This window comes from Winogradskyella sp. (genome assembly GCF_013213975.1).
In the GTDB taxonomy this organism is placed as follows: domain Bacteria; phylum Bacteroidota; class Bacteroidia; order Flavobacteriales; family Flavobacteriaceae; genus Winogradskyella.
The window spans coordinates 26,936-41,161 of the sequence record NZ_JABSST010000003.1 but is presented as its reverse complement, the minus strand read 5'-3'; the positions used below and the strand labels follow the sequence as shown (position 1 = coordinate 41,161).

Genomic DNA, 14,226 nt, shown 5'->3' with positions numbered 1-14,226 from the left:
AACCTACTGAAATGAAACGAATTTTAATTTTTATAATTTTTATATTCACAACATTTAGCTATAGTCAGGAATTAAATTTACCTGTATGGACCCAGTATTTAGCTGATAACGACTTTGTAATTTCACCTACTTACGCTGGAATTGGTGATAATTTAAAGATACGAGCAAATGGATTAACCCAATGGGTAGGCATTAAAAACGCTCCAGACAATCAATCTATTTATGCAGATTTTAGAATTTCGAATCGATCAGGTATAGGCATTTCTGCTTATAACGATAAAAATGGAAATACTAGGCAGAAGGGACTAAAGCTCTCATTTGCCCATCATTTAATCTTAGATTGGAAATCGAAGCAATATTTGTCTTTTGGTCTTTCTTATAATATCAATAATTTTAGAATTGATATCGAAAATTTTAATACAACATATGAAATTCCGATTTTAGACCCTGCTATTAATGGAGACAGAGCAATCAGTAATAACAATTTTGATGCAGGTTTCCTTTACCGATGGAATAAGTTTTATTTCAGTGCAAATGCTAATAACTTAATATCAAAAGATACTGATGATTTTACTGGTGGTTTAGAACCCAGACTCTTATTAAACTATCAATTTTACACAGGTTATGTTTTTACACCTAAGCATAATAAATATGTCGAATTTGAACCTTCAATGTTCTTTCAGTTTTTTGATAGTGATAATCGATCTGCAACAGACATCAATTTTAAGTACCGAAAATTCAATAAAGACGGTGACTATTATTGGCTAGGTGCATCATATCGTTTTTTAAACGATCAATTTTTCAGCCCTTTAAATGTTGGACCTATGGCTGGGATTTTGCACAACAAGCTTTACTTTGCGTATTCCTATCAGTTAACTCTTAATGATTTATCGGGATTTAATTCGGGAACTCATGTAGTGACTATAGGATTGAATTTATTACAGAGTGCAAGTAATTGTCCTTGTACAAAAGGATCAAGCCAAAGTTATTATAGGCTATAAAATTCTGAGTTTATACCCTACTCCGTGAACATTTACAAGTTTAATACTTGTATCGCTTTGTAATTTTTTACGAAGTTTAGAAATGTAGGTGTCTAGACTTCTACCCACAATAACACCATTGTCTTCCCAAACACGCTTAGTAAGTTCTTCGCGTTTAATCAACACGTTTGGCTTTTGTATAAATAAGGTTAATAGCTCACATTCTTTTTTAGATAGAGCTATTTCTTCTGCTTCCTTAACAAGTTTGTTCTGTTCGGGATAAAATCGAAAACTACCAATAACTTCATATTGAACTTTAACTGTATTAGGTGTTTTTCTTGATTTTTGTTTAAAAATTAACATTATCACTACAATAACAATACCTAAAGGAATAAGAAAATATAACCACTGAGATGAATTAGAATTTATTACTGCATAATTAACTTCAATTACATAGAACCCTACTGGCAGATAACGACCACCACAAGGAATAACAGTTTTATCAATTGTTGTACTTTTTTGAAAGCTGTAAGCCACTTCATTGTTCCTACATTGAATAACTTCAATGATATAATTTTCAGGTAAACTAGCTGACTTGAAACTATCAGAGATAATTTCAACTAATAGTAGTGGTTCAATAGTCAAGGTTGTGTCTATCTCTAACCGATATGACCTAGAATTAAGTTTTTTAACCGGTAAAATCAACGATGTAGAATCATTTTGATTTAGTAATAGTTTATGACCAACATCTCTAAGAGCAATCTTTGTTTTTTTCTCAAGCCCCAATGGTTTAGAATCATCACAAGACGTAAATAGAATAAGAAATAAGACGAGTATATTTAGATAATTGTTCATCATAGTATTGACAAAGAACAAGTATTTCTTTTAAATTTTACAAGTCATTGACACTTCTTTTACATTTTTTTGACACTCTTCAGGATTAAACATTTTAGTTTTATCTCATTATTCAATTAAAAAATTTAGTCATGAAAAAAATCCTATGTATCGTTCTGTGCCTGTTTGTTTGGACTTACCACTTTGCACAAGAAAAATTAGACATCAATAGATCAAAAAGCGAAATTAAATGGTCAGGCGAATATTCATTTTATTTTGGTGGCCATTATGGCACCATAAATTTTAAAGAAGGCTACTTTACAAAGAATAATGATGTAATCACAGGTGGAACATTTATAATTGATATGAATTCGATAATTTGTCTAGATATTAAAGATGAAGAAGCTAACATTGGACTTGTAGATCATCTTAAGAATCAAGATTTTTTTAATACTTCAGATTATCCTACTTCCATTTTGACAATTTTAAAAGTTAAATATCACGATAATCACAATATACAGATTTTTGCAGATCTCACAATTAAAGGGATTACCTTACCGATAAATTTTCAAGCCAAAGTAAATTATGAAAAGCAACAGTTAACAGCAAGATTCAAGATCGATAGACAACGTTGGGGTATTGATTACAATAGTACTTTACGAGATGGCGCTATCGCAGACGGTATTGGTTTTGAAGTAAGCTTATGCTTATGAAAAAAATAATATTTTTATCTGATTGCACATATTATACATTAATGAGTTTTGGCCAAAAAGATAATGACTTATATATACTAGAAGCTGATTCTACTTATTTAAAAGGAGTTATTAAATTTCCATTTGGTTTTGCCCCTGAAATCAATTGCGAAGGATATGAAGATTTAAGGTTTACAAAGGATTGGCGTAATCCTGTTGGGATTGAATTTTTCACTTATGCCTTTTTATGGAATATGAATTGAAAAGATAAGCCATCTTCTAAGGAACTTGCGTTAAACGACTATTGATTATGATGGACTCATGATATTAGTTAATAAAAATAAAGCGTTTATTTATCTCTCCACAAAAGCAAAATTTCAAAAAGTAAAAAACGATAAAGATTCGTCTAAGTGTCTTGGCATGATTACCGTATATGAAGCCTTTGTTACTAGAAAACCTATAACATTGCATGCTAAAACAGAACCCGCATTTTACTAAAATCTAATGAGCACATGCTGCTCTTTAGTATTTCAAAGCAGAACTACGAAAATAAAGTTTAGAGAGATTTACAATCTGTTAAAATAAAAGAAGGCTACTGCAAAAATTAATTATGTTTTTTTGAAGGTCTAAATTCGCCATCATATCTTATCGTTGTTCTGTTAGATCCGTAAACCGTTAAGTTGCCTTTTTGGGATGAAAACAAAAGCAATTTAATATTGAATTGTTCTGTTTCATTTTTAACTTTGAACGAAATAGAAATATGTCTCTTCTTCTCATTAATCTTGACTTTATAATCACTTACTGTATTATTAAACTCAATGTTGGTGTCTCTAGCGTCTGAATACCCTGAGGTTCTAAGCTCACCAAAATAGGACAAACGAGCACTTGTAGAATCATGTTTTAACTTTAAATAATCTTCATTCGCACTTAGACTAAATCTACCGTTAGCATTTTCTGTTTGGCTCATTAATTCATTAGAAACATCAATAATATCATTGGTTTGAAAGGGATAAGCAACCTGAGCTTCAAAAACTAAATTTCGGGAATCAACTAAAGTCTTTAAAGCTTTGAACTCGCTTGATTCCGATGCTAAATCTTCTTCATTTGGAATAGTTTTACATCCCAACAATATAATTAATACTGATATTAATAGGCTCCTTATTTTCATACCTTAAATATAGTTCTTTTATCTATAAATGCATCAAATATTTGATAATTAATTACTTATAAGGGTGTAAAATAAAATGAATTTATAGTTGATGATTTTTAAGAAAAAATTAAACAAAATGGATGTTTAAAACATTTAATATCAGTAGATTAATTTATTATGCATACATAACAAAATGACTTCTAGAGTTTGAAAAATACTTTAAAGATTATCAATTGATTACTGTTATCGTTTTTAATGAACATTAGTCGAAATGTTTGATTGAATCTAAGTAATAGTATTACATTTAATTAGCTATTAATTAACATTCAAATGAAACATTATTCCAAAAAACTTATTGGAACCCTATTAACACGTTTTAATCCTAAATTTAAATCACTTAGAACTTTCATAGTTTTAATTGCTTCAGTATTATTATTTGGGTCGTTTCCGTATTTTTCAGGACCTGGTTTAACAAGTGTAGGAACTATTTCTCCATATTCAAATGGAGTTTTTCCACAGGCCTTAGATACAGATTTAGATGCTACCTACAGAATAGCATTTCCAAATCTCACATTTTTCTATCCGATTGCCTTTAAGCAAGTGCCTAGTCAAAGTACATTTGTTATAGGACAATTAAATGGCATAATCTATTGGTTCGAAGATGATGAAGCAACAACTGATAAGAATTTATTAATTGATCTATCAGCGGAAGTTGGCCTCGTTTCAGATGGTGGATTTTTGGGTATGACCATTCATCCTGATTTTGATGCTGTATCTAATCCTCAAAATTATTTTTATGTCTACTATGCTACCAAAAATGCTCAAGGTCAAGATTCGCCTCCATTTGGTGGATATACAAGTCAAGGATGTTCGTATGGCGATAGTGAATACCAAGGAAACTACCTTGTATTAGAACGATTTGAAGTAGATCCTACAACAATGACATTTGTTGCTAATTCTAGAACCATACTCCTAAAGAACAGAATGTATGGTACAACACATTATGGTGGTGGTTTAGAATTTGGTGATGATGGTTTTCTCTACCTAACTACAGGTGATATGGCATCTTGGAGAAGATCTCAAGAAATTACAGAAGATCTTGCAGGTGGTGTTTTACGATTAGACGTAGATAAAGATCCAACAAAAAGTCACGCTCCAGTTAGAACCAAACCAGCAGATACTGGTTTTGCAGGTGAGATAACTGGAGTAGAATATTGGATTCCAAATGATAATCCTTTTTCTGACACAACACCAGGCTCAACAACAACTTTATATGGTCAACCTAATTTAACAACAAATGATCCAAATGATGTTTACTCTGCAGGTGATTTCTTTGAGGAATATTATGCTGTAGGGTTAAGAAATCCATTTAGAATGACTAAGGATAGCCAGACAGGTACGTTTTATATTGGTGATGTAGGCCTTAATAATCGTGAAGAGATCAATGTTTTGAGCACAAATTCCAATTTTGGTTGGCCATTATACGAAGGTACGTTGGCTGGACCTGGTTGCTATTCTGATTTATTTAATAATATGGCCCATGAGGAACCTTTTGTAGATTTTAGTCATGACATTGTCAATTCAATAACTGGTGGATATGTTTATAGAGGATCTGGTATACCTGAGTTATTTGGTAAATATATCTGTGCTGATTATGGCGGTGGCGATGAAATATTTTCTGTTGATATTAGTACCGGAGAGTACGAACAAATTAGTACATTTTTGCCAGAAGACATTATCTCTTTTGGTGAAGATGCTCAAGGTGAACTGTATATTCTAAATTTAGGATTTGCCACTAACATTTATAAATTAATAGACGATGATGCTGATTACGGTCCTGCGCCTCAGTTACTATCTCAGACTGGCATATTTTCAGATTTAAGCACCTTAGATGTCATTGATGGTTATGTGCCTTACGAATTGTACGAATCATTTTGGTCTGATGGTGCCCTTAAAAAGCGCTGGATAGCTGTCCCTAATAATGATGGTGTTCATAGTGGCAGTGAAGAGCAAGTTGCATATTCTGAACACGGGGATTGGGATTTTCCGCCAGGCACAGTTATAGTTAAGCATTTTGATTTACAAGTCGATGATAATAATCCGTCCATTACTAAAAAGATAGAAACACGAATTTCAGTTGTTGATGAAGTTGGGGAAATGTATTTCTTGACTTACAATTGGAATGAGGCTCAAACGGATGCAGTACTTCAAGCATCGAGTTTAGATGAACCAATAGATATTACTACGGTAGGCGGTGGCATAAGAACCCAAACATGGCATTTCCCATCGAACTCAGATTGTATTAACTGTCATAATAATGCCAATAAAGGTGGATTAGGTTTAAAATCTCGTTATTTAAACACGGATTATACGTATGCCGAAACAGGGGTTACTGCGAATCAATTAGTAACACTTAGTCATTTAGGAATTTTAGACACATCTATTACCGATGCCGAAACAGGAGACATCTACACAAACAAACGATTAGATGATTCTAGTGCCAGTTTAGATGAAAAGGCACGATCATATCTTGACCTTAATTGTGCGTACTGTCACAGACGTGATAATAGTATTAGAACGAATTTTGATTTAAGAGTTTATAATAATTTAGAGGCGACAGAATTATTAAACAGTGGTATACTTACACCATTAGGTATTGATATAGACGAAGAAATTGTGCACCCTGGCGATGCATCTAAGTCAATTCTATTTCATAGAATGAATAGTGTAGATGCTTCTGTAATGATGCCACCTATTTCGAAAACCATTATTGACCAACCTGCAGTAGATTTAGTTGAACAATGGATAAATCAGCTTAGTGGTGTCTCTTCAGATACAATAAATAACCCAAATCCATTGATTAATTTGGCACTATTGCCTTCAGCTACATTGAGTGGTTCTGTTTCACAAGGTTCAGGAAGAGGGGCGCCATTAGACATTCTTTATGATCCAGCATCAGGTGATTACAAGGTAACCACGAGTTTTGCAGAGTATGGTGAGAGTTATAATCAAAATTTAGGGCCTGTCGATGCGGACAATGGTTTTTATTGGAGAACAGATTGGTCCAGTCCAAAATTTGTAAATTATATTACTTTGGGTGGTACATATCCAAACCAGCCTCAACCTAATACACATTGGCGAGTTAGTTATTTAAGACAAGGTCTTTGGTTTACTATCGAAGAAGGTATTGGTGGTTGGATTGATAGCGGCATCTATCAGTGGGATAATACTAATCAACCCCCAATTTACGCAGAAGCTGTAAGAGTGCAATTATATACTGATGGTGTTCAGGATTTGGTGAGTATTCATTTAAGAGGTCGCGGTGGTGATACACAACAAGGTGCTGACGATTCTCAAACGGAACCAAAAGCGTCAATGGTACAATTTAAACCTTATTCTAATCCAACAACTATTGATAATGTCACAGCAGGTATCCAGACTACATGTAATTCTTCAGATAATTCATACACTCAAGAATTAACAGTAACTTATACTAATCCACCAGCTACAGGTTCATTAGTTGTTAATGATCAAAGTTTTCCTATTACAACTAGTCCACAGACTATAACATTGGTAGGACTTAATTCTGATGGATTGGATGTTGAAGTCACTGCAGATTTTACCGATGGCTATAAATCGACATATTTAAGCAATTCAGCAGTTTTTACAGCACCTAATGCGTGTGAGGATTTAATGATTGGTGTCGATGAAGATGTGACTATAAACGGTGATTACACAGTTGGTGCAACTGGAAGTATTGAAATTATGGAGGGTGGCAGCTTGACCATAAACGGAAACTTAGTAAACAATGGTGAAATCCTATTAAATTCCGTTTCTAATAAATATTCGAGTTTAATAGTTTCTGGAAGTACAACTGGTGTAATAAAATACAAACGACATATTAATGCCTTTAACGGTATTACTGGGAATGATTTAATTTCTTCGCCTGTAAAAAATCAAAATTTTGGAAGTTTAGCGGGTGATAATTCTAATATATTTGAAAATCCAGCTAATACAATACAGAAACTTTTTGGTCCTTTTAATGAAGCTTTAGGAAGCTATCAGATATATGATACCACTGCAAATGATTTAACCCCAATAAATTCTGGAGTAGGATATCGAACTGCAAGAGATAGCTCTGAAGATGGTGTTTCAGGAACAACCTTTACTTTTACAGGAGAAATCGAATCTGGTAATGTTGAGGTTTCTATATCCTCTAATGGTTCATCATTTGAAGGATGGAATTTAATAGGCAATCCATATTCATCATATCTTGATTTTGACGCATTCTTTTCAATGAATCAATCTCAACTAGACGTTACTTCTTTTCAAGCAATATATGGTTATGATGGTGATGCTTCAAATGGATGGGAAGTATTAAATAGTGCTACTACTGGTAGATTAATTGCTCCAGGACAAGGATTTTTTGTGAAAAGTAAAACGGACGGAGGTATCGTTACATTCACGCCAAGTATGCGTGTTACAGGTGATTCGGATGATTTTATTTTAGGCAGATCTGGTACCTCTCCTCATCATGGGCATTTAGAACTAAAAGCTATTTCAAATGCATCAGAATTCACCACTGATTTTTATTTTAATGAGAATGCAAGTCATGGCTTAGATCCAGGGTATGATGCTGCACTTTATGGTGGTAATGCACCAGATTTTGCTATCTATTCGCTTTTAGTTGACGATATCACTGGCGGCGTGCCTTTTTCAATTCAAGCATTATCTAGCAGTGCTATGGAAAATGTTGTTATACCATTAGGTATTAATGCCGACCAAGGACAGCAAATTACAATTAGCATTAATGAAAGTGATTTGCCGTCTGATATAGATGTTTATTTAGAGGATGCTGTTTATAACACATTTACACTTTTGAATGATGGTGAATATGCTTTCACGGCAGATGAAGATTTATCAGAAACAGGTAGATTTTATTTAAGATTTGAAGGGAATGCACTAACTGTTACAGAATTACCTATAAATAAGTTGATTATTTATTCTGATTTTTCTACAAATTCCATTGTTATTGAAGGTGATTTAGAGGAGGAAACGAGTTTTGTCTTATATGAATTAAATGGAAAAAATTCGATGAAAGACCAACTTGATATTTTTAAAAATAGGCAAGTAATTGCAGTAGACCGGTTAAGTGCAGGTGTATATATCATAGAACTTATGTCTCAATCTGGCTCAAGACGTTTTGAAAAACTAATTATTAAATAAACTTATTAGAGCAGGTTTTCTTTAGGTCGTACTGCTAAGTATGGCCTTTATTAATATACTTTGATTAGTTTAGCATAATGAATCTTAACAAAATGTTTCTTGGTTATCAGAATACCAAAATACTATGGGAAAATGATGCGATTCAAGGTATGGGGCAGTTTATGCCCACAAACACATGTCAACCATTTATTGTTCAAGAACAAAAATCACTTAGATTGGGTAAATGGGTTGAGAAATTTGTGTTGTTTCAACTGCAACAAATGCCTAATTGTCAAATTATAGCTGATAGTTTACAAATTGTAGATGACCAAAAAACATTGGGTGAGTTAGATGTTTTGCTCATTCATCAAAATATCCCTATTCATTTAGAAATAGTATATAAATTCTACCTATTTGACATTAAATCTAAAGGCAAAGATTTAATGTCAAATTGGGTTGGTCCAAATAGAAGGGATAATCTAAACTATAAATTAGAAAAGCTTAAACACAAGCAATTACCGCTACTCTATCATACAAAGACAGAACAAATTCTTGAAAATTATAAATTTGATATAAATTCTGTAAAGCAACATGTATTGTTTAAAGCACAATTATTTCTACCCTATGGACGGCATGAGAGGCAGGATATTGAACCTTTGAACACGTCATGTATTAGTGGGTATTATTTAGATTTTGCACGATTTGATTTGTTACAAAATGCGTTGTTTTGCATACCTCAAAAGTTGGAGTGGTTAATTGAGCCCAACAATAATGTACAATGGTTGGATTTTGAAATGGCAAAAGAATTAATCAGCAAATCCATTTTAAGTGAGCGTTCGCCAATGATTTGGGTTAAAAATAAAATGGGTGAACTCAAAAAATGTTTTATAACATGGTGGTCTCCAAACTAGATTTAATAGTTATTAATCAGAATAAGAAAAGATAAATTTAACCCTTGGTAATGTGGCACATTCCTATTTCAAAATTTACAAACCTTATGGCTACTTAAGTCAATTCGTTAACAATCAAAATAGACGAAGAAATAAAAAATTACTAAGTGAATTATTTCATTTAGAGCATCGAATAATGGCTGTTGGTCGTTTAGATGAAAAGTCGGAAGGTCTGTTGCTCTTAACTAGTGACGGTAAATTTAGTAATCATATTACAAGCTCTAATATTGAAAAAGAGTATCATGTTATGGTTCATGGTATTATAACTGCAAGTGCAATTTGTGAATTACGTCATGGTGTTGAAATAACAGTAAACCGACAATCGTATCTTACGAAACCTTGTGTTGTCAAAGTATTAGAACGAACAGATCATATTATTGAAAGATTTGTAAGAGACCCTAAGCACGGGAAAACGTCTTGGTTAAGCATTACAATTCGCGAAGGAAAGTTTAGACAAGTAAGGAAAATGACGGCAAAAGTTGGTTATCCGACATTGCGTCTGGTTAGAGTAAGAATTGGAAAATACCATTTAGGAAAAATGACACCTGGTGAAATAGATGTAATTAATTATTAGAGGTTGTATCTTGTTCCGATCTTGAATTTTCTTCAGTTTGTTCTTGAATGACAACTTTTTCATTATGAAAAACTATAATAGCTTTAACACCTGTGAGTAGGTTCCATTCTTTTGATGAAATAAGCTTTCCTTTATCGTCATAAACAACAAACTCTGCGGTATTAGGCCCAGATTCTCCTTGATTAAGTGCTTCGATTTCTATGGTATTTTTACCTTCAGCAAGATTTACTTCTACGCGTCTATAACTACTTTGCAAAACTAAACTTGATTTTACAATGTATCCATTTATGTAAATTCTAACACGGTCACCATCTGGATATTCGTGATCCCTACATACAATATTTACAAATTTAGTATCCACACGGTGCTCGCCTAGAAATTGATCTGACATGGTTTTAATGACACCACCCTTTTCTAAATCTTTACTCCAACGCTTTTCATAAATTTCGCTAGGACTTTTTAATCCATCTTCATCTGTCATAGAAAATGGTTTTTCAGACTCCTTAATACTAAACTTCTTCTTATCTTCAGGTTTGTTAACTCCTGCCTTATTGTCTTTTTTATCTAGTTTTGGGGCAACCTTTATTTTTACTGGTGATGAGTCTTTTTTTATTTTGGAGGGTTCCGCAGGAATGCGGATAGACTTATTCTCTTTATCTTTTACTTGTGCAAAATGAGCTTTAGAAAAAAATAAGCTTAAAATTATTAATATGACTTTGAAAGGACTCACTAATATTGTAGATGTATTTTTGTGTTTCTACTTGTGGTACAAAAACCATACCCTTAATCAAATTAAACGTATATAAATGTAATTCCTTACAAAAAAACGTTAAAACTTACCATTGAAGCTAATCCGTAATTTGCGATTATATTCATCGAATAACCAGTCCTTATAATTTTGAGTACTGTTCATGATACAATAACAATATTGTTTTATTCGATAAGAAATTTCATCTTGTAAAAGTTTGGTTAAGTCTCTTGCGTCAAATACATCTTCACTATTTTCAATACAAATCTTAGAATGCTGAGCAATGGATTGCTCTATAACTGTAAAAGATTTTTTACCAGTATTTAAAGCTTCCTTATAGGCAGCTCTAATGTCAAAATCCAAAGATTCAGAATTACTAAACTTTTCTTTTATCGAATCTGGCATTACATAGACAAAATCACGTTCAATAGATTCATCATCAACTATATTTTCTAAATATAAATCTGGATATTTAAAGATGTGTTGCCAATCTACTAGTTGACTCCAAGGTCCAAAACGGGCTACATTATTTCCTAAATCTATAACTTGAAATGTGGTTCTATCTTTAAAAATACGACTTCCACGACCAATCATTTGAAAATATAAAGTTAATGAGCGCGTAGCGCGATTTAGAATAATTGATTCCACAGAAGGTTCATCAAAACCTGTAGTAAGTATACTTACTGAAGTTAATACCGCATCTGGTGTATGCTTAAACCATTTTAAAATGTCTTTACGCTCTTGCTTACTTGCTGTATTATCTAGATGCTGTACATTATAACCAGCCTTTTTAAATGTATAGAACACTTCTTTAGAGGTGTATATGCCGTTATTAAATATTAACGTCTTTTTCCCTTTTGCCAATTCTTCATAAGCACTCAATAATTTTGTCTGCATCAAACTATTCGAGTAAAGCGCCTCTGAAGATTTTACTGTATAATCACCGTTAATACCAATTTTTAAGGTAGTTAAGCCGACGTCATAATGATAAATATCCGCGTCTGCTAAGAACCCATTTTTAATTAGTGTTGAAATATCATCACCAACAATTAATTTATCATAATTATCTTTCATTGGTAACTTTATATTACTGCTTAAGGGTGTGGCAGTAACTCCAAGTATGAAACAGTGATTAAAAAACTTAAAAAGTTTTCTAAAAGAGTTGTAATGGGCTTCATCTATTATAACAAGACCAACATTTTTAAGCTCAAAATCTTGATCGGATAAACGATTGTTTAAGGTTTCTACCATAGCTACAAAGCACTGGTATTCATCTTGATCTGGTAAGGTCTTTACCTTGCTGTTAATCACTTTATTCTTAACATTGAAACCTGATAACACATTAGATGTTTGTTTACACAGTTCAATTCTATGTGTAAGAATCACAACTTTTTTGTTGTGTCGCTCTATATAACGTCTTACAATTTCAGAAAATATGACGGTTTTACCTCCACCAGTAGGTAATTGATACAATAAATTAAAATTAAAAGACTCTTCTGCCATAACATCGAAAATGCGATTCAAATCTTTAATTTGATAATCATAGAGCCTTTTCTCAGAGACAGTTTCTTTAATAGCGTTTATTGGCATATCTTAATTTTCACCCAATGTTAATTTCGCAAAAATAACATATTGTGAGTGTTTTTTAGCGGTATTGTTAATAACCTTTAACAATATTGGTACTGTTCTTGTGCTTTAGAAAATATTAACATTTTTAAATAAAAACATTATGAAATCATTTCGAAGACATCCTGCGACGGTCAACGCAGGATCTATGGCAGACATTGCCTTTCTGTTACTCATTTTCTTTTTAGTAACCACGACCATATCGGCTGATAAAGGTATTTTAAGACAACTACCTAGTGATTGTCCGGATATAACTAAATGTATTATTGACTTACACGAGCGTAATTTGTTAAGTGTAAGCTTAAATCAGAATCAGGAAATCTTAATTGAAGACAAAATTGTTCAAATTGAAGAGGTCAAGGACATTGTAAAAGCATTTGTAGATAATAATGGCTCATTGCAATGTAACTATTGCCACGGTAATAAATTAGTCGAATCTTCAGATCATCCCAAAAAGGCTGTAATTTCCTTAAGTCATGATGCATTAACTAAGTATAGTCTCTTTATTAGTGTCCAAGATGAAATAACAAAGGCATTTTATGATTTGCGCTCAGAATACATTAGAACGTATTTTAACAAAACGCCAGAGCAAATTACAGACGAAGAATTAAAAGTTGTAAGAAAGGCCTATCCTTTTATTGTTTCAGAAGTTCCAGTTAAACGTGATTAATTAATCGTATCCTTAACAGAAATACAATAGGATATGTTTACCTTTTTTTTGCCCCATATTTTTGCTTTTTCTACATCAATACCCATATAAAGATCGATACGCTTTTTCCATCGCCGATTCATTTTATCTTTAACAAGAAAGGTACTGTCAAAACCTTCTATTTTGACTTCAGTATTGTGTATAAGTCCAGAATCAAGTAAATCTCGAGAAACTGCGATATAGCGTTTTCCGGGAATTAAGCTATCACCAAAAGCTGTAATATTTGGGTTTGAACTAGTTTGATACGCCAAAGAATTATAAGCTGTTGCTGTAACCTCAAAAGTCTTTTGCAAACAATTAGAATCAGATTCTTTTTGGCAAGAAAAAATAAACGAAACTACTAGTAGTAAGACCACTTCCCCTTTTATCATAATATAAATGTACAAATAAGTTAAAATATGTTAAATAAGTACTTTGTATTACAAAGTACTGTAACAAATGTTTTTTTCACTCGTCTATATAGTATAATCAATTAAAAACGAACATCATGAGAACATTAAACAACAATCAATTATTAGGTACAACAATTGAAACCAAAAGTCATACTTGGAACAGAAAACGACGTTACAGGTAGTACCACATCATTTATGATCAATCATTAAATCAAATCAATTATGAGAACTTTATCAAAAATTGTCAATACATCTAATAGTTTAGATGATGACTTAGAAACAATTAGAATATGAGTTGGAATAATCACCCAATTAAGTTAGAATAGAAACCAGTACTGCGTAAGTGTTGGTTTTTTTCATAAAAAA

12 protein-coding genes are annotated in these 14,226 nt (G+C 32.4%); 7 read left to right on the top strand and 5 right to left on the bottom strand.

Annotated features, from left to right (window positions below; all coding sequences use genetic code 11):
* Nucleotides 1–11 precede the first annotated feature (11 nt).
* Nucleotides 12–1,001, top strand: coding sequence for a type IX secretion system membrane protein PorP/SprF (locus tag HRU49_RS00535; protein WP_296353048.1), 990 nt, complete (start codon nt 12–14; stop codon nt 999–1,001).
* Here the strand turns inward: HRU49_RS00535 and HRU49_RS00530 are convergent.
* A complete protein-coding gene (locus tag HRU49_RS00530) occupies nt 996–1,838 on the bottom strand; it encodes a winged helix-turn-helix domain-containing protein (protein ID WP_296353046.1) in 843 nt (280 codons plus the stop codon). The genes HRU49_RS00535 and HRU49_RS00530 overlap by 6 nt on opposite strands.
* A 128-nt stretch (nt 1,839–1,966) precedes the next feature.
* On the opposite strand from HRU49_RS00530, the gene HRU49_RS00525 reads away from it, so the two are divergent.
* Together HRU49_RS00525 and HRU49_RS00520 are read left to right on the top strand one after the other, a co-directional pair.
* Nucleotides 1,967–2,527: a YceI family protein gene (locus HRU49_RS00525; protein ID WP_296353044.1), complete on the top strand. Its 561-nt coding sequence runs from the start codon at nt 1,967–1,969 to the stop codon at nt 2,525–2,527.
* Nucleotides 2,524–2,769 (top strand): hypothetical protein, encoded by a 246-nt coding sequence (locus HRU49_RS00520; protein WP_296353043.1) that lies wholly within the window; start codon nt 2,524–2,526, stop codon nt 2,767–2,769. The genes HRU49_RS00525 and HRU49_RS00520 overlap by 4 nt, the downstream gene beginning before the upstream one ends.
* A 341-nt stretch (nt 2,770–3,110) precedes the next feature.
* Here the strand turns inward: HRU49_RS00520 and HRU49_RS00515 are convergent, their stop codons facing one another.
* A complete protein-coding gene (locus tag HRU49_RS00515; protein ID WP_296353041.1) occupies nt 3,111–3,674 on the bottom strand; it encodes a DUF4251 domain-containing protein in 564 nt (187 codons plus the stop codon).
* Between the two features lie 312 nt (nt 3,675–3,986).
* On the opposite strand from HRU49_RS00515, the gene HRU49_RS00510 reads away from it, so the two are divergent.
* The 3 genes from HRU49_RS00510 to HRU49_RS00500 all read left to right on the top strand — a co-directional run bounded on the left by HRU49_RS00510 (nt 3,987) and on the right by HRU49_RS00500 (nt 10,385).
* Nucleotides 3,987–8,882, top strand: a complete 4,896-nt coding sequence (locus tag HRU49_RS00510) for a PQQ-dependent sugar dehydrogenase (protein ID WP_296353039.1) — start codon at nt 3,987–3,989, stop codon at nt 8,880–8,882.
* Nucleotides 8,883–8,959: 77 nt separating this feature from the next.
* Nucleotides 8,960–9,772, top strand: coding sequence for a DUF1853 family protein (locus HRU49_RS00505; protein ID WP_296353036.1), 813 nt, complete (start codon nt 8,960–8,962; stop codon nt 9,770–9,772).
* Nucleotides 9,773–9,824: 52 nt separating this feature from the next.
* Nucleotides 9,825–10,385: a pseudouridine synthase gene (locus HRU49_RS00500; RefSeq protein ID WP_296353033.1), complete on the top strand. Its 561-nt coding sequence runs from the start codon at nt 9,825–9,827 to the stop codon at nt 10,383–10,385.
* Here the strand turns inward: HRU49_RS00500 and HRU49_RS00495 are convergent.
* Both HRU49_RS00495 and HRU49_RS00490 read right to left on the bottom strand, forming a co-directional pair.
* Nucleotides 10,375–11,115 (bottom strand): hypothetical protein, encoded by a 741-nt coding sequence (locus HRU49_RS00495; RefSeq protein ID WP_296353032.1) that lies wholly within the window; start codon nt 11,113–11,115, stop codon nt 10,375–10,377. The two genes, HRU49_RS00500 and HRU49_RS00495, sit on opposite strands and share 11 nt — an antisense overlap.
* Nucleotides 11,116–11,214: 99 nt before the next feature.
* The gene (locus HRU49_RS00490; protein ID WP_296353030.1) at nt 11,215–12,723 is read right to left on the bottom strand and encodes a DEAD/DEAH box helicase family protein; all 1,509 of its coding nucleotides are present in this window, start codon (nt 12,721–12,723) and stop codon (nt 11,215–11,217) included.
* Between the two features lie 139 nt (nt 12,724–12,862).
* Here HRU49_RS00490 and HRU49_RS00485 point away from each other — a divergent pair, with 139 nt between their 5' ends.
* On the top strand, nt 12,863–13,429 hold the full coding sequence (locus tag HRU49_RS00485) for a biopolymer transporter ExbD (protein WP_296353029.1): 567 nt from the start codon (nt 12,863–12,865) through the stop codon (nt 13,427–13,429).
* Here the strand turns inward: HRU49_RS00485 and HRU49_RS00480 are convergent.
* On the bottom strand, nt 13,426–13,761 hold the full coding sequence (locus HRU49_RS00480; RefSeq protein ID WP_363146041.1) for a hypothetical protein: 336 nt from the start codon (nt 13,759–13,761) through the stop codon (nt 13,426–13,428). The genes HRU49_RS00485 and HRU49_RS00480 overlap by 4 nt on opposite strands.
* Between the last annotated feature and the right edge of the window lie 465 nt (nt 13,762–14,226).